The following is an 18,545-nucleotide window of genomic DNA, read 5'->3' on the forward strand; positions in this document are numbered from 1 at the left end:
ACGAAAACGAAACGACAAGAGGACAAACACAGATACAACGGCAAAGACGAAATGCGGGGGTCTCTCCACTGCGCTGTTCACGATGAAACTGTGAAACAGCTTTGGTCGAGATGACGAGGTTTTTCGTTGAGATGAAGAAGGCGTCGTCTACGAGGAATGCTAGCGAAAAACACTTTTTCTGACTGTTCGGTTCCCTTGTGGCGGGGGATGGATAGCAGAGATGTTTGCGCCTAAAACCTGAATTTTCACGGAATTTATGAGAAAAATGTACCTGTTTTCGAACAAAACCGAGAAAAACCGGAAAAAACCTGTGGAAACCAAAGAAATGGAGTTGACAAAGTGCGCGGAAAGGCTGAAGGTGAATTGCGGTACCGTTCTCCGGACCCGCATGAACACTGGTGATTTCGCATTGCCAAACTGGATGCACATTACGAAACTTTTATGCGGTCAAGGGAACAGACCTGAGATTCTATTTCGAAAGCAAGAAGGAGCAATACATGGCAAAGGGAATGACAAAGACAGCGCTGGTTCGCCACCTGGCGGAAAAGCTCGAACTCACCAACAAGCAGACCGCTGGTTTTCTGGAACTGCTGGCAGAGACCGCAGTGAAAGAGACCAAGAAGAATGGCGAGTTCACCATTCCTGGTATCGGCAAGCTGGTAAAGGCAGAGCGTAAGGCGCGTCTTGGCCGCAACCCGCAGACGGGTGAGACCATCAAGATCAAGGCCAAGACCGTGGTGAAGTTCCGCGTGGCCAAGGTTGCAAAGGACACGATCGCACCGGTGAAGAAGTAGTTCGACTGCGACGCTGATGGCGCCGATCGGCGCGAACCTGTCGCATGCGAAAGGCCCTCCCCGATTGATGCGCCTCAGAGTCTGGTTGCTGATGCGTGTAACGAGACCAACCCGCTGTGTCCACGATTTGTATCGTTGGCGTGGCGGGTTTTTTATTTAGCAGCAGAGACAACTGCGTGCTGCGCGCACGGCGCGATCTGCCATCGAGGCTGACGCGCCTTCGGCGCCTTTTCTTTTAACGTTTCGGGAGGAAGGCGCGGATGATGAGCGAGATGCCCAGTGAGATAAGTACGCCTTTGATGATGAGGACTGAGTTGTAGCGCCAGCCTAGCGCCGCGAAGGACACGACTACACCCCACATGTAGATCTCGGCGAAGAAGGCTTTGAGCCAGGTGGGCTTTGTTGCGGATGCGGGGACACGCGGAGTGAGTGAAGGGAAGACGCGAGGGACTCTGGCGCAGTAGGCGAGGTAGGGTTCGCCGAGTTTTGCGGTGAGAAAAGATTCTTCTGCATGGATGAGACGCAGCTGGATAAAGGCGATGGCGAGAATGCAGAAGATGGCTCCGCTGGGCGGCATCAGGAGCGCGAGCGCGAAGGTGTGGAAGAAGGTGCCGAGGTATAGCGGGTTGCGGAGATGACGATATGGTCCGTCCGCCATCACGTTGTCACCATGCATTGTGCCAGCCTTGACGATGGATGGGTCGAGGTAGGCTGAGGCCCAGGTGCGCAGAACTGCTCCGAGAAGCGCGAAGAGGATACCGAGGATGAGGACCGCGATGGTTGCAGCGCTGAAGCCGAGCCAGCCACTGCGCGCAGGCCACGCCGCGAGGAACTGCCACGTGCGAATGGAGTCGAGGTGCAGGAAGATGTTCCACGGGGCGATGAAGCCTAGCAGGTAGATGATGACGCCCAGAAGGAAGCGGAGACGGAACTCCAGCGCTGTTGCTTTCATGTTGGTTCTAGAATTTCTTTCCTACTGCTTGTGAGTTTCGTCTTTGTAGACGATGCCTGACTTCATGACGAAGTTGACGTGCTGGAGGATCTTGACGTCTTTGAGCGGATCGCCATCGATGGCGATGATGTCGGCCCATTTGCCGGGTTCGAGCGTGCCGACGCGGTCGGTCCATCCCATGAGGTCCGCTGCGTTGATGGTGCCGGTTTGGATGCCTTGCAAGGGTGACATACCAAACTGATTGACGTAGACGTCCACCTCATGTGCGTTGAGTCCGTGCGGATAAACGGCGGCATCGGTACCGAGTGCGATTTTTACGCCATATTCGATGGCGTGACGAATGTTGGCTTTCTCGACTACGCTGACGTCTTTCATCTTTTGCGCGTACAAGGGTGGAAGGTTGGCATACTGCCGGGCCCAGTCGATGAGATAGGCCGTGGGAACGAGGTAGGTTCCCTTCTTTTTCATCAGCGCGATGTCTTCGTCATTGATGTAGCTGCCGTGTTCGATGGAGTCGACGCCGGCTTCGGTGGCGAAGAGGATGCCTTGTGCGCCGTGGGCGTGAGCGGCGACCTTGCGGCCGAGACGGTGCGCGTCGGCTACGATGGGCTGCATCTCTTCGAGGGTGTACTGCGAGGCTTGAGGATCGTCGCCTTTTGAGAGGACGCCGCCGGTGGCGCCGATCTTGATGAGGTCGGCTCCGTACTTGATATTTTCACGGACCTGATGCTGAACGGCAGGGATGCCGTCGGCTACGCCTTCCGCGTGGTAGTGAAATTCGTACGGGAGAAGGTTCTCGTCCATGTGTCCGCCGGTGATGCCGAGTGGGGGACCGGAGACCTGCATGTGCGGGCCGGGAATGTGGCCTGCGTTGATCTCGTCGCGGAGAGCGACGTCGGTGAAGTCGTTCGCACCGACGTTGCGGACGGTGGTAAATCCTGCTTCGAGCGTGACCTTTGCGTTTTCGACACCGATGATCGCTTCTTTCGCTGGCGTCATCGAGAGTTCAAAGTAGGGATCGAAGTTCGCGGAGGCGCCGGTGAGGTGGGTGTGGACGTCGATGAGGCCAGGCATCACAGTGTAATGCGTGAGGTCTATCTCGGTGTCGCCTGGCTGCTTCGGCGTAGAAGCTGTGGGCGCGGTGGCGGTGATGCGGTCGCCGGTGACGATGATCGTCTGATCTGCGGGTTCGGCGCCGGTTTTTACGTCGAGCAGATGGCCGGTGCGCAGGAGAGTGCGGGGGGCTGTTTGTGCGACAGCAGAGAAGGCTGCAATTTGTAACAAAACAAGGAACAGATAATGTTTCACGTGGTTCGCGCTACGCATGTGCAGTCTCCTGGACGTGTCTTCGAGAATCTCGGCGTGTTGAAATGGTCGGCGTGAAATTTATGAGTGAGTGATCGTAACGTACGGCGTATTCGGGAGGCTAGTTGCCGCCTAGCGCGGTGAGGATGGAGTCGAAGTCTTCGAGGCCGGAGTATTCGATAATGACGCGGCCCTTGCCGTTCTTGTCCTCGATGCGAACCTTGAGGCCCAGAGTGCGGCGAAGGCGATCCTGGGCCTCGCGCACGTTGGGATCCTCGGGTTGGGCGTCAGCCTTGGACTCCTTTTTCTCTTTCGCCTCGGGGTTGATGAGACCTTGAACATAGGTTTCGGTTTGACGGACGGACATGGACAGGGCCATGACTTTCTGAGCGGCGGATATGATCGCTTCGGGTGAATCGAGCGCAAGGAGGGTGCGGGCGTGACCGAAAGAGAGGTCGCCGGATTCTACTTTTTGTTGGACGGAATCTGGTAAACGCAACAAACGAAGGAAGTTAGCTACACTGGCACGTTCTTTGCCGGTGCGGATAGCCATCTGCTCCTGGGTCATCTTGAAGTCGTTGCTTAGGCGTTGATAGGCACGCGCCTGCTCGATGGGGTTGAGGTCGGCGCGCTGGAGATTTTCAACGATGGTCATCTCGAGCGTCTGCTCGTCGGAGACCTGGCGGACGATGGCCGGGATAGTGGCCTTGTTTGCTTTTTTGCTGGCCAGCCAGCGGCGCTCGCCGGTGATGAGCTGGTATCGACCTCCGCTAAGTGGGCGAACGACGATGGGTTGCACTACGCCTGACGCGGCGATGGACTGCGCAAGTTCGGATAGCTTGGACTCGTCGAACTGGCTGCGAGTTTGATAGGGGTTGCGGTCGATCTGGTCGAGAGGGATCTCGAGGGGCTTGCCGGTTGACTCGGCTACTGGTGGCGGCGGGGTTGGTGGTGCGGCTGGACGCTGGGGGAGGAGGGATTCAAGGCCCTTGCCCAGGGCGCGGCGTTTGGGATCTGCTGTGGCGGTTGGCATGGTTGTGGCTTTCTTAGTGATTTATCTGAACTGCTTGTGTGTCCTGCCGGACGGGCCCACTGCGCGGGGGGCGGCCACTCCGTGGCTTTTTAACTTTGCTTCGATTGCCAGAAGCGAGGCTTCTTTTCTGGTTTGTTGAATGATTTGAGAGCGCTGGCTGCGGCAGCGGCGGCTGCTTTGCGTCGCTTTTCTTCGGGACTGGCCATGTTGTTGCGAGAGAGTAGCTCGAGTGCCAACTCGCGATAGGCCTCAGAACCGCGTGACTTGGGATCGTAGAGTGAAACGGGTTTGCCGTGGCTGGGGGCTTCGGCAAGACGAATATTGCGAGGAATTGTCGTTTTGAGGAGCTTGTCGTCGAAGAAGGCTTGAAGATTCTCCGATACCTGCTGAGAGAGGTTGGTGCGGTCGTCGTACATGGTGAGGAGAACGCCCTCGAGAACGAGGCCCGGATTGAAGGCCTGGCCGACGCGGTCGAGGGTGCTCATGAGCTCGGAGATGCCCTCAAGAGCAAAGTACTCGGCTTGCATGGGAACCAGGAGGCTGTCGGCGGCGACGAGCGAGTTCAGGGTGAGGAGATCGAGCGCGGGGGGGCAGTCGAGGAGGATGAAGGGGTAATCGGCGCGGATGGGCTCGATGGCGTCGCGGAGCTTGAATTCGCGACGGTCGAGGGCGATGAGCTCGATGGTGGCTCCGATGAGGTTTTTGCTGCTGGGAATGAGCTTCAGGGAGTCGATGTCAGTGGAGAGGAGAGCTTCGGCGATGGTGGTTTGGCCGACCAGAATGTCGTAGATGCTGAGGCGGGAGTCTTCGCCGTCCTTTGCCCGCGCGAAGCCGAGGCCACCGGTGGAGTTGGCCTGGGGGTCGCAGTCGATGAGAAGCGTATTCAGGCCTTCGAGGGCGAGCGCGGCAGCGAGATTGATTGCGGTCGTGGTCTTGCCGACCCCGCCCTTTTGATTGACGACGGCGATGACCTTGGAGGCCTTCGGGGGGGATTTCTGGTCAGCGGAGCCGGATGCGGCGTCAGACTTGGGTGTGAGTTGTTCAGTCGTCATTGCGGTAGTTGAAGGGTATCGGGCTGAGGCCGAGGTGGCAATGGGAGTGGTCTGTGCAGAACGAGCAGCGGCTGTGGAGAACTTGTGGGATACGGGATTTAGGGCCTAGATTGAGGGGTTTCGGGAGGGCCGGTGTGGAAATCTTTGTTCCACGTGGAACGGTTAATCGCGGGTCCCGCGGAGGAGAATGCTGGATTGGGTGGTGGGGATAGGGAGGGGTTTTTGAAAGGTGAACCCCGGAGGAGGGTTTGGTGGGGTTCCTGCCAGGAGAAGGAGATCCTTGCTGGCGTGGGGCGCGGCAGCGGACAGGGCGGCAGCCATGTTGTCTACGGCACGAAGGGTAACGGTGTGAAAATGAAAGCTTTGTGGCATCGTTTCGACACGGGCTGCCCAGATTTCGACCTTGAGGCCGAGGGTTCTGACTGCCTCTCGAAGGAAGGTTGATTTCTTGTTTTGGGATTCGGCAAGGGTTACGGTGATCTCGGGGCGCAGGATGGCGATGGGGAGGCCAGGGAAACCGGCTCCGGATCCAAAGTCGAGCAATGTATCGGCTTCGGAGGCCAGATGGAGGCCTGCGAAGAGGCTTTCTCCGAAGTGGCGGCGGATGATCTCTTCGGGATCCCGGATCGCGGTCAGGTTGGTGCGGGCGTTCCACTTGAGGAGAAGTTCCAGGTAGGCGGAGAGCTTTGGGAGGATATTGGGAGGGGGAGACTGGAGAAATGGGGTCAGGATGGTGGCGATTCTGGCCTCTGAGAGCGTTGGCATAGGAGTATCAGTATCTCAGAGAGGAATGGGGTATGTTCCACGTGGAACGTCGCTAGGTTTGGCTTAGAGGCTCAGGCGACGGAGGTGTGGATGGGGCGTGGGGTCCAGGCCGCAGCTTGCGCAACGAATCGGTCGAAGAGGGTCCGGGAACTTTGGCTGATGTCGTAACTGCGCTCGGGGTGCCACTGGACGCCAAGGACGAAGTGCGACCTGGCTCCTTCGCTGGCCTGGCCACCCTCTACCGCTTCGATGACACCGTCCTGTGGGCATCGTGCGGCGACGCGGAAGCCGTCTCCGGGGATGCCGATCGCCTGGTGGTGGCTGGAGTTGATGGGGAGGCGAAGAAAGTCGTCTTGTTCGGGCGCTTCGGTTGAGTCGAGAAGAGAGCCCAGCAGGGAGTCGGGGGCAATTGCGGCAGAGTGGGCTATCGCTACGCCTCTGCCGGCGGCGTGATTGACGGGGAGGATCGAGAGATCCTGCACCAAGGTGCCTCCGCGCCAGACGTTGAGGAACTGGAGACCGAAGCAGATCGCGAAGATGGGTTTATAGAGGTTGTGGGCATCCTGGATGAGGAGTTCGTCCACATTCTCCCGGGCAGCGTCGGCGGGAGAGCACTCCGGAATCGGTTCCTGGCCATATTTCTGCGGGTTGACGTCGGCGGGGCTTCCTGGGAGGAGGACGGCCTGGCAGGTGTTGATGAGATTGGCGACGGCGGTGGGGGTGGCGTCGATTGGAATTTCGACTGGAAGGCCGCCGCTTCGCTCTACGGCTGCGGCGTACTGAGGCCAGGAGCGTTGGTTGTAGGTGAGGTCAGTGCTCGTAGGGACGGGAATGGCGATGCGGGGCTTCATGGCAGATTAATCATACGACTTACTGCCGTGTTCCACGTGGAACATCTTGGCGCGTTAGCCGTTTTGGGAGTACTGGGAGTAGGTGGTTGAAATGGATCCGTAGAGTCGCTGGGTGAGGGTATCGGCGTCTCGGGTACTTAGGCCCACGGTGGGGATTGGGTCGCCTACCACGATGAAGATGGGGCGTGGGTGAAGCGCGTAGACGTGGATCGGGAGGAGCTCGTAGGTTCCGATAAGAGTCAGGGGGACGAGGGGGACCTGGGCCTTGATGGCCATGTAGGCGCAGCCGGACATCATCGTCTGGAGCTGGCCGGTGGCTGCGCGGCCACCTTCAGGAAAGAGGACAAGCGGGAGGCCTTGTTTGACGGTCGCAACGCCGCGGTTCAGGCTGGCGACCAGGGACCGAGGGCTTTGGGAATCCACGGGGACCTGGCCGGAGCGGTTGAGATACCAGCCGATGAACGGAACCTTCCAGAGGGACTGCTTGGCGAGGATGCGGAACTGGAAGGGGAGTTTGGCAAAAAGGACCGGGGTGTCCATGTAGCTGAGGTGATTCGAGGCGTAGACCGCGGTTTCGTGTTCGTGGAGTTTTTCACGACCTATGATTTTGACCGGAGAGAGGCTAATGAGGAGCAGCGTGCGCGCCCACTGTCGAGCGATGGCGTGCTGCTGGCGGCCGGACTTGTCCCACAGGCCCGCCAGGAGGGAGATGCAGCCAAAACCTGCAGTGGCGAGAGCTATAAGAGGGATGGCAACGAGGTAAGACAGCCAGCGGAGGACGAAGGGTGGCTGCTTCGACGTGAAGGGATAGGGATCAGTGGGCTCCTCGACAGTCAATGTAGGCGACGGCTTCGGTTCGGCTGATTGTGAAGCGCTGTCGTTCTTGTTTGTTGCTGCGCCGTCCGCCAAGGAGTCGTTCATAGTTCTCCGGCGAGGCGGCGGATCTCGCCTACTAAATAGACGGAGCCAGTGGCGATGATGAGGCCATTGGCAGGGGTTACGGCGCGAGCCTGGGCAAGAGCAGCGGCGAGATGAGGGGCGGCGTGGGCCGGGATGTCGAGGGCATGTGCGGCGGCAAGGAGATCCTCGATAGCGGCAGCGCGGGGATTGTCGATGGGGGCGAAGACGATGTGGTCTTTGCGGCGCTCGGGGTCACCGGAAGACGGGTCGAAGAGAGGAAAGAGGATCTGGGCCATCTCGTTGAGATCCTTATCGCGGAGACAGCTGAAAAGGAGGGTACGAGGCTGGGCTTCGGGAAGCTGGGCGATGGCGGCACGAAGGGTCCAGGCGCCGGCTGGATTGTGCGCTACATCGAGCAGGAGGCTTGGACCGCTGGGGAAGGCCAGGAGCTCAAGCCGCCCGGGCCACTGCGTGTTTCGAATTCCCGCTTCGATGTGGGCCTTGGAGATATTGTAACCGTACTGGTTGCTTTCTCTGGGTAATTTGTAACTGTCCAGGTTACGTAGCTCGGCGGCTGCCGCGATTGCCAGGGCAATATTGCGTTGCTGATGATGGCCGGAGAGCGGCGAGTTGACTTCGAGGTTGTCTCCGTCGAGCGTGACCGCGTAATGATTGGCCGGGAGGGGTGTCGCTGTTTCGGAGCTGCGCGCTTCCAGGTCGTGACGTGGAATGACTGGAGTCTGGCGGGGGATGTAGCTGGCAGCGTTGATTGCGCGGAGATTGAGGGTGGCAGCGGCCTCGCCGATGGCCTGATTGGCCTCGGGATGCTGGGGGAGCGTGATGAGGGTGCCGCCTGGCCGCAGGATGCCGGCTTTTTCTCGGGTGATCTCGGCGATGGTGTTGCCGAGGTAGTCCTGGTGGTCAAGGGCGATGTCGGTGAGGATGGAGAGGATTGGGTCGACTATGTTGGTGGCGTCCAGACGCCCCCCGAGGCCTACCTCGAGGATGGCAATGTCTACCGGGGTTTTTTCGGCCTGCGCGGCTCGCTCTCCGGCAAAGTAGAGGAAACCTACGGCGGTGAGGACCTCGAAGAAGCTGGGCGGGTAGGGTAGGTCGCCGGAATCGACGAGGAGGCGGGCGGACTCGTCGACATGGAAGTAGAGGCGGGCAAAGTCTTCGTCGGAGATCTCGTGTCCGTCGATCTGGATGCGCTCGTTTACGCGGACGAGATGGGGCGAGGTGTAGAGGCCGGTACGGTAGCCGGCCGCGGTGAGGATGCTGCTCAGCGTGGCGGCTGTGGAGCCCTTGCCGTTGGTTCCGGCGATCAGAACCGAGGGAAACGTGATTTGCGGGTTGCCTAGGGCTCCGGCGAGGACTCGCATGTGGGCGAGATCGAACTTTCGGCGGGGGGTGTTGGGCGTTGCAGGGGCAAGCTCGTGGCCCAGAGCGTAGAGGTGATCGACCGCTGCGGCGTAAGACATGGGGTTATTTTAGGCGATTGCTTGGATTTGAGTAGTTTGGCGGGTGGAGACGGGGAGGCACTGCTCTTACACGGTCGTGCCGCCGATAACACCAAGGTGGGATATCGAGGGAGGTTCGACGGGCGGATAGTGGGGTATCAACAGTTGCAACATGCAATGTTTTGCACTTTAGACTGCCGGTTCAAACCTCGAAGGGCTACGAAAGGCCCAGAGGAAAAAAGGAGATGTTATGCGTGTAGCACTCGGTATCGCGTTTGCAATGGTCGCCGTAGCCCCGTTTTTTGGTCGGTGGAGGGCGAATGTCTGGCTCAGGAATCATATGCCCGCAGAACGTACCATGAAGAGCCTTCCAGAAATTGCCTAACTGAAACAACAACAGCAACCGATAAACAAAACAGGACCGTTGCCCATGGGGGTGCGGTCCTTCTGTTTTGGTCGGTGGGTTTGATTCACGTGATTAGCTTTCTTGTTCGATGGTTTGGAGACTGCCTTCATTTAGAGGCAAAAAAAAGCGGACAGCTATAGCTGCCCGCCAAACAGTCTTGGGTTGGGTTGCGGCAAGAGGGCTAAAGAGCTATCTCTCTTGCCTCTTCCTGGAGATCATGACGACTTTGGAGATCTCGCTGGGAGTTCTTTTTGCGGGACCTGCCAACATAGCGGTCCTGGTGAATTTGGGAGAGCCAGTCCAGCCGGGCAGGCGGAAGAGATCGAAGGGGTGGGCTGCTGCAGTTCTTTCGCCGCCTTGCTCAGGGGTGTGATGGTCGCCAAGTTCTCCAAGGACGATGGAGCGCATGGTGGCACGTTCGGGGGAAGAAGCTAGCTCCCAGTAGAGACGGAAGCCCTGACCGCAGACGGGACAGTGGATGTCCTGTCGGAATTCGGATCTTCGGAGTAAAACCTGCATGTTGTCGTCCTGTGGACTAATTGCCCGTATATCTGGACACCAAACATCACTACCGTAGCCTGAGTCGTTGGAACGGGCTATAGCACGGTTGTCCGACGGTATGGTTCGGTAGTAACTCTCTTGTCAATGACCGGCGGAGGGTCTGTCCGCCATCGGTCTACGAGGACCTGTCTCGACGCAATTTATGACAACCATCTATTCTTGAAGATGTGAGCGAGCAGACGATCAAGATTCAGCTTCCGGATGGTTCAGTGCGCGAGGTTTCGCGCGGTACGACAGCCTATGACGTAGCGACGAGCATTTCGCCGCGGCTGGCTGCAGCAGTCGTGGTGGCGCGGATTCGCCCGCTGACGTCGGTGGCAACGGGGGCGACCGAGACTGAAGAGACCTCGGAAGCCGCAATGTACGGCGGAGCGGAAGGCGGAGAGCGGCTGGTGGATCTGGCCACGCCTCTGATGGAAGATGTCGCGCTGGAGTTGCTGAAGGAGAGCGACGAGGCTGCTTTGAAGGTGGTGCGGCACTCCGCGGCTCACGTCATGGCGACGGCGATTCTCGAACTCTTTCCCGAGACCAAGCTTGGGCATGGACCGGCGACGGATTCGGGCTTCTTCTATGACGTGTACCGCGAGACGCCGTTTAGTGATGAGGATCTCGCTGCGATTGAGGCACGCATGGCGGAAGTTGTTGGGCGCGATGAGAAGTTTATGCGCGAGGAGGAATCACGTGAGATGGGGCTGAAGGACTACGCCGAACAGGGCGAGTTCATGAAGGTTCACTTCATCGAGAAGTTTACAAAACCTGGCGACGAGATCTCGCTGTACCGCAATGGAAAATTTGTGGACTTCTGCCGTGGGCCGCATGTTCCTTCGACGGGTCGCGTGAAGGCGTTCAAGGTGACTTCGGTCGCGGGCGCGTATTGGCTGGGTGATGAGAAGAACCAGCAGCTGCAACGCATCTATGGCACTGCATTCTTTAATGCGAAGGATCTTGACGCGCACTTCAAGCGGTTGGAGGAGATCAAGGCTCGCGACCACCGTGTGCTGGGCAAGCAGCTCGATCTTTTTTCGATTCAAGAGGTCGCGGGTTCCGGGCTGATCTTCTGGCATCCGAAAGGTGGTTTGATTCGCAAAGAGATGGAAGACTGGATGCGCGAAGAGTGTATCCGTCGCGGTTACGATATGGTTTACACCCCGCACATCATGCGGCGGGATCTTTGGAAGATCTCCGGGCATGAAGGCTTCTATTCGCAGAATATGTATCCGCCGATGGAGCTTGACGATGCGGAGTATCGGCTGAAGCCGATGAACTGTCCTGGGCACATCCTGATTTATAAGAACTCGCCGCGGAGCTATCGCGACTTGCCGGTTCGTTACGCGGAGCTTGGCAATGTGTATCGCTACGAGCGCAGCGGAACCATGCATGGCCTGTTGCGGGTGCGCGGCTTTACGCAAGATGATGCGCACATCTTCTGCACGCCGGAGCAGGTGGTCAGCGAGATTGAAGGATGCCTCGATTTCGCCGAGGTGGTACTGAAGACCTTCGGGTTCGAAGAGTACCGCGTAGAACTCTCGCTGCGCGATCCGAAAAAAGCAGGCGAGTTTGTGGGCAATGCAGCCGATTGGGAGAAGGCTGAGTCGGCTCTGAAGGGAGTGCTGACAAATCGAGGTGTGGCCTTCAAGAGCATCCCCGGTGAAGGCGCGTTCTACGGTCCGAAGATCGATATCAAGCTTGTAGACGTGCTGGGAAGGCTATGGCAGCTGTCGACTGTACAGTTCGACTTCAACCTGCCCGCCCGCTTCGAGCTTGAGTACAAGGGCGAAGACGGCGAGTTGCATCAGCCGGTGATGGTGCATCGTGCGCTCTTCGGTTCGGTGGAGCGTTTCTTCGGCGTGTTGATTGAGCACTACGCCGGCGCGTTTCCGCTGTGGCTGGCTCCGGTGCAGATCGGGATCGTACCGATTTCGGAGAAGCATGTCGAGTACGCCTCTGCGGTGAAGGCGAAGCTCGAAGCCGCGGGACTGCGTGTTGAACTCGATGAACGAAATGAAAAGATGAATGCGAAGATCCGCGAGTTCACGCTGCAGAAGGTGCCGTTTGTGCTGGTGATGGGCGATAAAGAAGCGGCTGCGGAGGCAGTCAGCGTGCGGACTCGCGGCAAGGGCGATGAAGGAAGTGTTGCGCTTGCAGACTTTATTGAGAGAGCCAAAGGGCTGGTCGCCTCAAAGACGGTTGCACTCTGAGTCTTGGCCGGGGAGTTGATGATGGCTTCGCTTTCTGACGAGGATCGCACAGCAGCGATTGCAATTCTCGAGCAGCTGCGCGCAAAGATTGCTGCCGTCGCCGGCGAGGATCGCGACCGACTGTTTCAGCTGCGGCGATACATTCTGAAGCGGCTGGAGTTCGACGAGCGCGGGACACCGACGCAACGACGCAAGCTGAAAGAGGCGAAGCGGAAGAGTCAGTTTGGACTATGCGCGTTGTGTCAGACGGCGCTGCCGGAACGTGGCGCGGAGCTTGATCGGTTTCGAGCAATCGAAGGGTATACTGCAAGGAATACCCAGTTGGTTTGTCATAGCTGTCATCAGAAGGCCGAAGCGGAACGCGGCTTCACGTGATGTCGAGAGATATGATTCTCGAAAAACCATAATTGTAGACCTGGCTATCAGGTGCCGAAAGTCTGGAGGCTATACGCCGCCGAGACCCTGCATCTGTTGGCTCACAAAGGTTTAGATTGAGTCGGCAGGCTGACCGACGGTACAATCTACAGGGGACCGATGTTTACGATTAGCGATAGTGTTCATATCAATGCTCCGATCGAGAGATGTTTCATGCTTTCGACCAACATTGAGTTGGTGGGAAAGACGCTGGGGATGAAACCGATCGAAGGCAAGACCAAGGGAACGATTGTGGAAGGCGACAAGCTCCTTTGGGCAGGATGGAAGTTTGGTTTTCCTCAGATGCACGAGAGTCTCATCACTCGATATGAACGGCCTGTGTTTTTTCAGGACACGATGGGACGCGGACGCTTCAAGAGATTTCAGCACGACCATCACCTCTTCTATATCGATGGACGTACGGTGTTGAACGACAAGATTCGGTTCACGCTGCCGCTTTCCTGGGCGGGAAGGATTGTTGCCCGCACGATCCTTGTGCCGTACATCTCCCGCGTGCTGCGGCGCAGGATGAGGCTGCTGAAAAAGGTTGCTGAGAGTCAGGAGTGGCGAAGATACCTTCCGGAAGAGACGCTAGTGGATTAGGGCTGCGCCGCGACTTTAATTCGTCTTTTAATGATGACTACGAGAACAGGGTGCGCATCTCACTAGCCTGGGGGATGTGTCGATGAAAGCTATTGTCCTGCATGAGTATGGTGGGCCGGAGAATTTGAAGTATGAATCAGTGCCCGACCCTGTGGCCGGCCCGGGTGAGGTGTTGATCAGAGTGGCCGCGAGCAGTGTAAATCCCATCGACTACAAGCTGCGCAGCGGAGAGGCAAGGTCGTATTATCCGCTGGAGCTGCCAGCGATCATCGGGGTCGACTTTTCCGGAATTGTGCGTGAAGTAGGCGAAAAGGTCAGCGGTTTTAAAGCCGGCGACAAGGTGATGGGCTTCGGGTCAAAAGCCTACGCTGAGCTGGTAACGGCAAAGGCGACAGATCTGGCACTGGTTCCGGAAAAACTGGACCTGATCCATGCGGCGGCGCTGCCTCTTGTGACTGCAACCGGAGAGCAGCTGATTACGCGTGGCACGAAGATTCAGTCTGGTCAGACGGTGCTTGTCTCGGGCGCTCTGGGTGGCGTTGGACGGTCAGCGGTGTGGACTGCGAAGAAGGCGGGCGCCATTGTGATCGCCGGCGTGAGAAAGTCGCAACTAAAACAGGCTGAGACTCTGGGAGCAAACCAGGTGCTTGCTCTGGATGACTCTGCGGCAATGGAGAAGCTCGGGTTCATCGACGCGGTAGCCGACACAGTGGCAGGCAAGACGGCGGAGATGTTGCTGGCCAAGGTAAAGCAAGGCGGAGTCTTCGCCTCAGTACTGGGACCGCCTGCAAATGCGAAGATGCATCCGACCGTCAAGATCGAGGAGGTTTATGCTGTGCCGGATCCTAAGACGTTGCGAACCCTGGCAGAAGATCAGGCCGCTGGACGGTTTGTGATTCCGGTCGACAGGATGGTTCCGCTGGCCGATGCAGGAGAGGCTCAGGCTGCGGCGGCCAAAGGCGGGATTGGAAAGATATTGTTACTGGCGTAATCTACTTCTGCAATGCCAAACACCGTAGAGCAAGTGGTGAAGACCCATGGAGACGATTCGTTCAGAGACCTGGATCGATGCACCTGTAGAACGCTGCTTCCTGCTTTCCCTGAGCATTGATCTTCATGTTGCGTCGGCGCGTTCTTCTCGAGAGCAAGCAATAGAAGGGGTAACCACCGGCCTGATCAGCGAAGGCCAAACGGTGACCTTTTGTGGCCGGCATCTCGGCTTGAGGCTGCGGCACAAGAGCCGCGTTACGGTGATGCGACCCTATTCGTACTTTCGCGATGTCATGGTTTCTGGTGTGTTCTCGCACTTCGAGCATGACCACCACTTCGCGGCCATGGATGACGGCACTCGCATGCGGGATGAGATTCGATTCATTCCTCCATTGGGGGCGCTGGGCCGGGTCGCGACGAAGGTCCTGGTGAGGCGTCACGTTGCCGCCTTCCTGGTGGAGCGGAATAGAGGGATCAAACAAGTGGCCGAGTCTGAGGACTGGCACCGCTACCTCGATGGACAGTCTGTAACCGTGGCCTTAGCTCCTGCGAAAGAAGGCTGGGAGCCAAGCAGTCTGATGCCGAGCTCGCAGAGCTGAGCGTCTCGATGCGTGAGAACTGAACCTTCCTTGCTAACGACGGCCTCGCTAACGACGACGGAAGCTATTACGAATGGCGCGGGTACGATCCTCCGTCGCAGGCGGTGGCGTGGGCGCCGGGCCCTCCGGATAGAGAACGACGAAGCGCCTGGGGCCTTCGCCGGAGGAGGCCGTCGGCAGACCGGACTTCGCCAGGGCGAGGTGGATCATCCGGCGTTCGCGGGAGGTCATAGGCGGGAAGGAATACGGACGGCCCGTCTCGCGAACCTGTTCGATAGCCGTTTGCGCTGCAAGTTGGAGTTCCTTGTCGCGGTTAGCTTTGAAGCCTTCAGCATCGAAAAAGATGAGGTCGTGCTCTTCGGGTTCGAGTCCAAGGATCTTTGCCGCGATGTGCTCGATGGCGTGGAGAAGTTCGCCGTTGCGGGCAAGAAGAAGGGGCGTATCTGTGCCGGTAAACTCGACGCAGATTAGAGGTGAGTGTTCTGAAGCGGGAGAGACAGAGGAAGTCTCACCGATTGGCACATCAGCGTTGGGTTGCACGTGGCCGTTGCAGGCAAGGATGTGGGGCTTGAGATCGAGATTTCCTGTGTCCTCTAAGACTTTCAGGAAATCAGTAATCTCTTTCACCGCACTACCCTGATCTTTTAGGGGGTTCGTCATTTTCTTAAGACCGATTTCGGGGCAATGAAGTTTCCAAGGTTTCGAATTTGATTCTCTGAAAGTAGTAACACTTTCCTATGGACAAGTCGACGTTCAGAAGGAAGAAGACTTACCGTTTTCCCGAAATGGTAGTGGGTGTCCCTGATTTGCGGCGGGCACGTTTGGCGGCGATCTCGCGCATCTCGCGGCCAAGGCTGGTGCGATTCATCACCGACTGCTGCGCGATACTGATGAGATTTCCGATCGTCCAGTAGAGAGCAAGGCCCGAGGCGTAGTTCCAGGTCATGTATCCAGTCACAGCCGGCATCATGAAGGCCATCATCTTCTGTTGCTGAGGATCGACTCCCGGCGAAGGCGTGTAGAACTGCACCAGGAACTGGCTGATTACCATGACGATGGGAAGAATGTGGTAGGGATCGGCCGCTGCCAGGTCGGGCAGCCAGAACCAATGCGCCTGACGAAGCTCCACGACGGACCGCAGCATCGTGTAGAAAGCGAACAGGAGAGGCAGCGTAATCAATGTAGGGATACAGCCGCCAAACATATTGACGCCGTTATCCTTCTGCAGCTTCATGATTTCGACATTCATCTCGCTGCGTTTCGGGTCGGTCGCTTTGTATTTCTTGTAGCGCTCCTTGATTGCGTCCATCTGCGGCTGAATGCGCTGCATCTTGAGTCCACTTTGCATCGTCTTGATGCGGAATGGAAGGATGAGGCAGTTGATGAGAACCGTCAGTATGATGATCGCCCAACCCCAAGAGCCAGGCCAGCTTGCAACAAGGTGGTTGTGAATGAACTGAAGCGCGAGGAAGAGATACTTGCCGATGATGCCGAAGAAGCCGAAGTCCAGCAACGGTTCGAGCGACATCGTATTGCCCGTGGCGTGGATGCCGCGTAGTACGTCCACAGCCTTAGGCCCGACATAGACGCGAGTCTGCGTGCGGCCGCTGGTGTCACCAAGAGCAGCGCCGAGGATTGGCACTTCAATGGCGCCCTTAGACGGTGCACCCGAGCCAAGTCCGTTGCGCCGAATTGTCTTCGCCACGTCGAGCTGGTTGTGCAGCATCGCCAAAGTCGCAGTGTCGGGCGAGTCAGGCAGGAAGATCGCGGCAAAATATGTGTCGCTGGTTCCAGCCCAATCGAAGGGCCCGTTGAGCGTGTCGCCGCCGGAGACTTTCTTCGGAGCAAGGTGCTCCTCCTTGCCGTTGCGCGCGATGTCCAGCTGCGCCCCTGCATACGCGGAGGCATTGTCTTGATCGCCGAAGCCGCCGGGCCAGTTGATCAGCGCGCGGACCGGCGCGCCGTTCCGTGTGACCTCAACGTCGGCATGCACCACATAGGTCTCGTCGAACGAGAACGTCTTGCGAACCGTCGTGGCGCCGTCAGAGTAGTTGAAGGTGAGGCTTGCAGGGGCAGCAAGCGACCCCGAGGCCGACGGCACATACAGCGCACTACTGAGAGCCGAAGTCAGCGTCGAATCGTAGGTATACAGCGACAGCGGATAACCAAACTTCTGCGCGGCCTCAGTGTGAACGAGGTTCAGCGGCTTGCCGTCCGAGTCCTTATATTTCTTCAAAACCCAACTCAAGACCTGACCACCGCGATTCGTGAAGGTGATGCGGTAGAGCTCATTCTCGACCGTAGTGGTCGCTTCAGCCTGCGCATGTACCGTCGCGACCCCGGATGCGGAGCCGGTCGCTACGGCAGCGGTGGAAGTAGAAGCCGCTGGTTGCGTCGAAGTCTGCGCCGCCCCGGCAACGGGTGCACTATGGGCAGCATTAGGCGAGACCGTTTGCGGATTGTTCTTAGCGCGGAAGTACTGCAGGCCAAAGAAGACCGTAACGAGGACGAACATCATGACGAGGAGCGATTTATTGTCGCCGCCGCCCTGTTGATTGGGGTTTTTGAACTCTGCCAAAAGAGACTTCCTATTCTTAGCTAAACGTGAGGCCGCCTCTGCACACTCCGGAGACGCTACCTTTCATGATAAATGGTCTGTGGAAATAGGTGCGGCCACGACGGGATCCGAGCTTCGCAAGGGGACCGGATCCAAACCGCCTTTAGCGAACGGATGGCATCTGCCGATCCGCCGAAGCGCTAGCCACGACCCTTTTACCACCCCGAATCGAATCAGCGCGACATACGCATATTCAGAACAGGTAGGAAGATAGAGGCACTGGCTTGGACTGAAGACATGCAGTACAGGCGAAACGATTCCTTTGTAGAAGCCGTAAACGACGCGGACGGCGAGACTGGGTTGAGGGTCGTTCATCGGCTTAGTTCGCAGACTTACTGCTAGCCTTTTGAATGGCGCGAAAGACGGCTCCTACCTCGCGCTCGAGTATCGCAAAGTCGAGATCGATCACGCTCCGGCGTGGGTGCAGAACTACGTCAACCGGTGTGCTGAGTGTCGCAAGATTCTTGCGGACAGCCTCGCGCATGCGCCGCTTGATGCGGTTGCGATCAACGGCCTTTCCCATCACCTTCCCTACCGTAAGACCCACGCGCGGACCTGAAGCATCGCGCAAAGGAGTTCCGTCGGGGCCCAGCAGTGGCCGTAATGTGAAGAAGTAGCTCATCTGTTTCGCAAACTGTTTGCGACTGCCCTTATATACGCGCTGATAGTCGGCGTGTTTGCGCAGGCGAAAGATCGGTTTTGCAGTTGGGGTCATCAGGTCGAGGAGCTCTTCTAATGATACAAGCTGGCCCGGCTAAACGATTCGTCTGTCGGGCCACGCAAAGAAGCCCGCCTTGGCCCGGCGGGCTTTTTGCAATCATCTCGACGAATCGTCGTTCGTTCAAATCGCTGAATTACTTCTTGTTGCTCGAGGAAGAGGTGTCTCCACTCTTCACAGTCGTCTCTTGTCCGGGCTTCTTCGTCGTCGTGCTGCCCTGGTTGCTTCCCTGAGAAGGATTGTTTCCCTGATTGCCCTGGTTTGGCTGATTCATATTCTGCGCCATAAAGATTCTCCTTTGCCGGCTGTCGACGAGCATCACAACCA

At 57.9% G+C, this 18,545-nt stretch carries 20 protein-coding genes; 6 read left to right on the plus strand and 14 right to left on the minus strand.

All coding sequences use genetic code 11. The annotated features are described in order from the left end of the window. Nucleotides 1-497 precede the first annotated feature (497 nt). Nucleotides 498-794 carry an HU family DNA-binding protein gene (locus RBB76_RS09860; RefSeq protein WP_158792936.1) on the plus strand — a complete coding sequence of 99 codons (297 nt, stop codon included), beginning with the start codon at nucleotides 498-500 and terminating at the stop codon, nucleotides 792-794. 235 nt (nucleotides 795-1,029) lie between these two features. On the opposite strand, the gene RBB76_RS09865 is transcribed toward RBB76_RS09860, so the two are convergent. The 9 genes from RBB76_RS09865 to RBB76_RS09905 all read right to left on the minus strand — a co-directional run bounded on the left by RBB76_RS09865 (nucleotide 1,030) and on the right by RBB76_RS09905 (nucleotide 10,037). Then, on the minus strand, nucleotides 1,030-1,746 hold the full coding sequence (locus RBB76_RS09865; protein ID WP_429631960.1) for a methyltransferase family protein: 717 nt from the start codon (nucleotides 1,744-1,746) through the stop codon (nucleotides 1,030-1,032). Between the two features lie 21 nt (nucleotides 1,747-1,767). Further along, nucleotides 1,768-3,072: an amidohydrolase family protein gene (locus RBB76_RS09870; protein WP_429631962.1), complete on the minus strand. Its 1,305-nt coding sequence runs from the start codon at nucleotides 3,070-3,072 to the stop codon at nucleotides 1,768-1,770. A gap of 100 nt (nucleotides 3,073-3,172) precedes the next feature. Continuing rightward, nucleotides 3,173-4,084, minus strand: coding sequence for a ParB/RepB/Spo0J family partition protein (locus RBB76_RS09875; RefSeq protein WP_429631964.1), 912 nt, complete (start codon nucleotides 4,082-4,084; stop codon nucleotides 3,173-3,175). Nucleotides 4,085-4,173: 89 nt separating this feature from the next. Further along, nucleotides 4,174-5,136 (minus strand): ParA family protein, encoded by a 963-nt coding sequence (locus tag RBB76_RS09880; protein WP_429631966.1) that lies wholly within the window; start codon nucleotides 5,134-5,136, stop codon nucleotides 4,174-4,176. A gap of 162 nt (nucleotides 5,137-5,298) precedes the next feature. Then, nucleotides 5,299-5,901 carry a 16S rRNA (guanine(527)-N(7))-methyltransferase RsmG gene (gene rsmG, locus RBB76_RS09885; protein ID WP_429631968.1) on the minus strand — a complete coding sequence of 201 codons (603 nt, stop codon included), beginning with the start codon at nucleotides 5,899-5,901 and terminating at the stop codon, nucleotides 5,299-5,301. Between the two features lie 71 nt (nucleotides 5,902-5,972). Continuing rightward, complete coding sequence (locus RBB76_RS09890) at nucleotides 5,973-6,752, minus strand: gamma-glutamyl-gamma-aminobutyrate hydrolase family protein (RefSeq protein WP_429631970.1); 780 nt, start codon at nucleotides 6,750-6,752, stop codon at nucleotides 5,973-5,975. Nucleotides 6,753-6,806: 54 nt separating this feature from the next. Further along, on the minus strand, nucleotides 6,807-7,673 hold the full coding sequence (locus RBB76_RS09895; protein WP_429631972.1) for a lysophospholipid acyltransferase family protein: 867 nt from the start codon (nucleotides 7,671-7,673) through the stop codon (nucleotides 6,807-6,809). After that, nucleotides 7,670-9,133: a bifunctional folylpolyglutamate synthase/dihydrofolate synthase gene (locus tag RBB76_RS09900; protein WP_429631974.1), complete on the minus strand. Its 1,464-nt coding sequence runs from the start codon at nucleotides 9,131-9,133 to the stop codon at nucleotides 7,670-7,672. Before RBB76_RS09900 ends, RBB76_RS09895 begins: the two co-directional genes overlap by 4 nt. 574 nt (nucleotides 9,134-9,707) lie before the next feature. Next, nucleotides 9,708-10,037: a hypothetical protein gene (locus tag RBB76_RS09905; RefSeq protein WP_429631976.1), complete on the minus strand. Its 330-nt coding sequence runs from the start codon at nucleotides 10,035-10,037 to the stop codon at nucleotides 9,708-9,710. A gap of 209 nt (nucleotides 10,038-10,246) precedes the next feature. Here RBB76_RS09905 and thrS point away from each other — a divergent pair, with 209 nt between their 5' ends. The 5 genes from thrS to RBB76_RS09930 all read left to right on the plus strand — a co-directional run bounded on the left by thrS (nucleotide 10,247) and on the right by RBB76_RS09930 (nucleotide 14,883). After that, the gene (thrS, locus tag RBB76_RS09910; protein ID WP_429631978.1) at nucleotides 10,247-12,277 is read left to right on the plus strand and encodes a threonine--tRNA ligase; all 2,031 of its coding nucleotides are present in this window, start codon (nucleotides 10,247-10,249) and stop codon (nucleotides 12,275-12,277) included. Between the two features lie 21 nt (nucleotides 12,278-12,298). Beyond that, on the plus strand, nucleotides 12,299-12,652 hold the full coding sequence (locus RBB76_RS09915; protein WP_429631979.1) for a hypothetical protein: 354 nt from the start codon (nucleotides 12,299-12,301) through the stop codon (nucleotides 12,650-12,652). Between the two features lie 213 nt (nucleotides 12,653-12,865). Continuing rightward, nucleotides 12,866-13,294, plus strand: coding sequence for a hypothetical protein (locus RBB76_RS09920; RefSeq protein ID WP_429631981.1), 429 nt, complete (start codon nucleotides 12,866-12,868; stop codon nucleotides 13,292-13,294). Between the two features lie 82 nt (nucleotides 13,295-13,376). Continuing rightward, complete coding sequence (locus RBB76_RS09925) at nucleotides 13,377-14,285, plus strand: NADP-dependent oxidoreductase (RefSeq protein ID WP_429631983.1); 909 nt, start codon at nucleotides 13,377-13,379, stop codon at nucleotides 14,283-14,285. A gap of 46 nt (nucleotides 14,286-14,331) precedes the next feature. Continuing rightward, nucleotides 14,332-14,883, plus strand: a complete 552-nt coding sequence (locus tag RBB76_RS09930; protein WP_429631985.1) for an SRPBCC family protein — start codon at nucleotides 14,332-14,334, stop codon at nucleotides 14,881-14,883. A gap of 48 nt (nucleotides 14,884-14,931) precedes the next feature. Here RBB76_RS09930 and RBB76_RS09935 read toward each other — a convergent pair whose 3' ends face one another. The 5 genes from RBB76_RS09935 to RBB76_RS09955 all read right to left on the minus strand — a co-directional run bounded on the left by RBB76_RS09935 (nucleotide 14,932) and on the right by RBB76_RS09955 (nucleotide 18,504). Then, complete coding sequence (locus RBB76_RS09935; protein ID WP_429631987.1) at nucleotides 14,932-15,543, minus strand: protein jag; 612 nt, start codon at nucleotides 15,541-15,543, stop codon at nucleotides 14,932-14,934. A 109-nt stretch (nucleotides 15,544-15,652) separates the two neighbouring features. After that, nucleotides 15,653-17,461 (minus strand): membrane protein insertase YidC, encoded by a 1,809-nt coding sequence (gene yidC / locus RBB76_RS09940; protein WP_429631989.1) that lies wholly within the window; start codon nucleotides 17,459-17,461, stop codon nucleotides 15,653-15,655. Nucleotides 17,462-17,524: 63 nt separating this feature from the next. Beyond that, complete coding sequence (gene yidD / locus RBB76_RS09945; RefSeq protein WP_429631991.1) at nucleotides 17,525-17,815, minus strand: membrane protein insertion efficiency factor YidD; 291 nt, start codon at nucleotides 17,813-17,815, stop codon at nucleotides 17,525-17,527. 4 nt (nucleotides 17,816-17,819) lie between these two features. Beyond that, complete coding sequence (gene rnpA, locus RBB76_RS09950) at nucleotides 17,820-18,215, minus strand: ribonuclease P protein component (RefSeq protein ID WP_429631993.1); 396 nt, start codon at nucleotides 18,213-18,215, stop codon at nucleotides 17,820-17,822. 139 nt (nucleotides 18,216-18,354) lie between these two features. Further along, nucleotides 18,355-18,504, minus strand: a complete 150-nt coding sequence (locus tag RBB76_RS09955; protein WP_429631995.1) for a hypothetical protein — start codon at nucleotides 18,502-18,504, stop codon at nucleotides 18,355-18,357. Nucleotides 18,505-18,545: the final 41 nt, after the last annotated feature.

The organism is Tunturiibacter psychrotolerans, assembly GCF_051013365.1.
In the GTDB taxonomy this organism is placed as follows: domain Bacteria; phylum Acidobacteriota; class Terriglobia; order Terriglobales; family Acidobacteriaceae; genus Edaphobacter; species Edaphobacter psychrotolerans_A.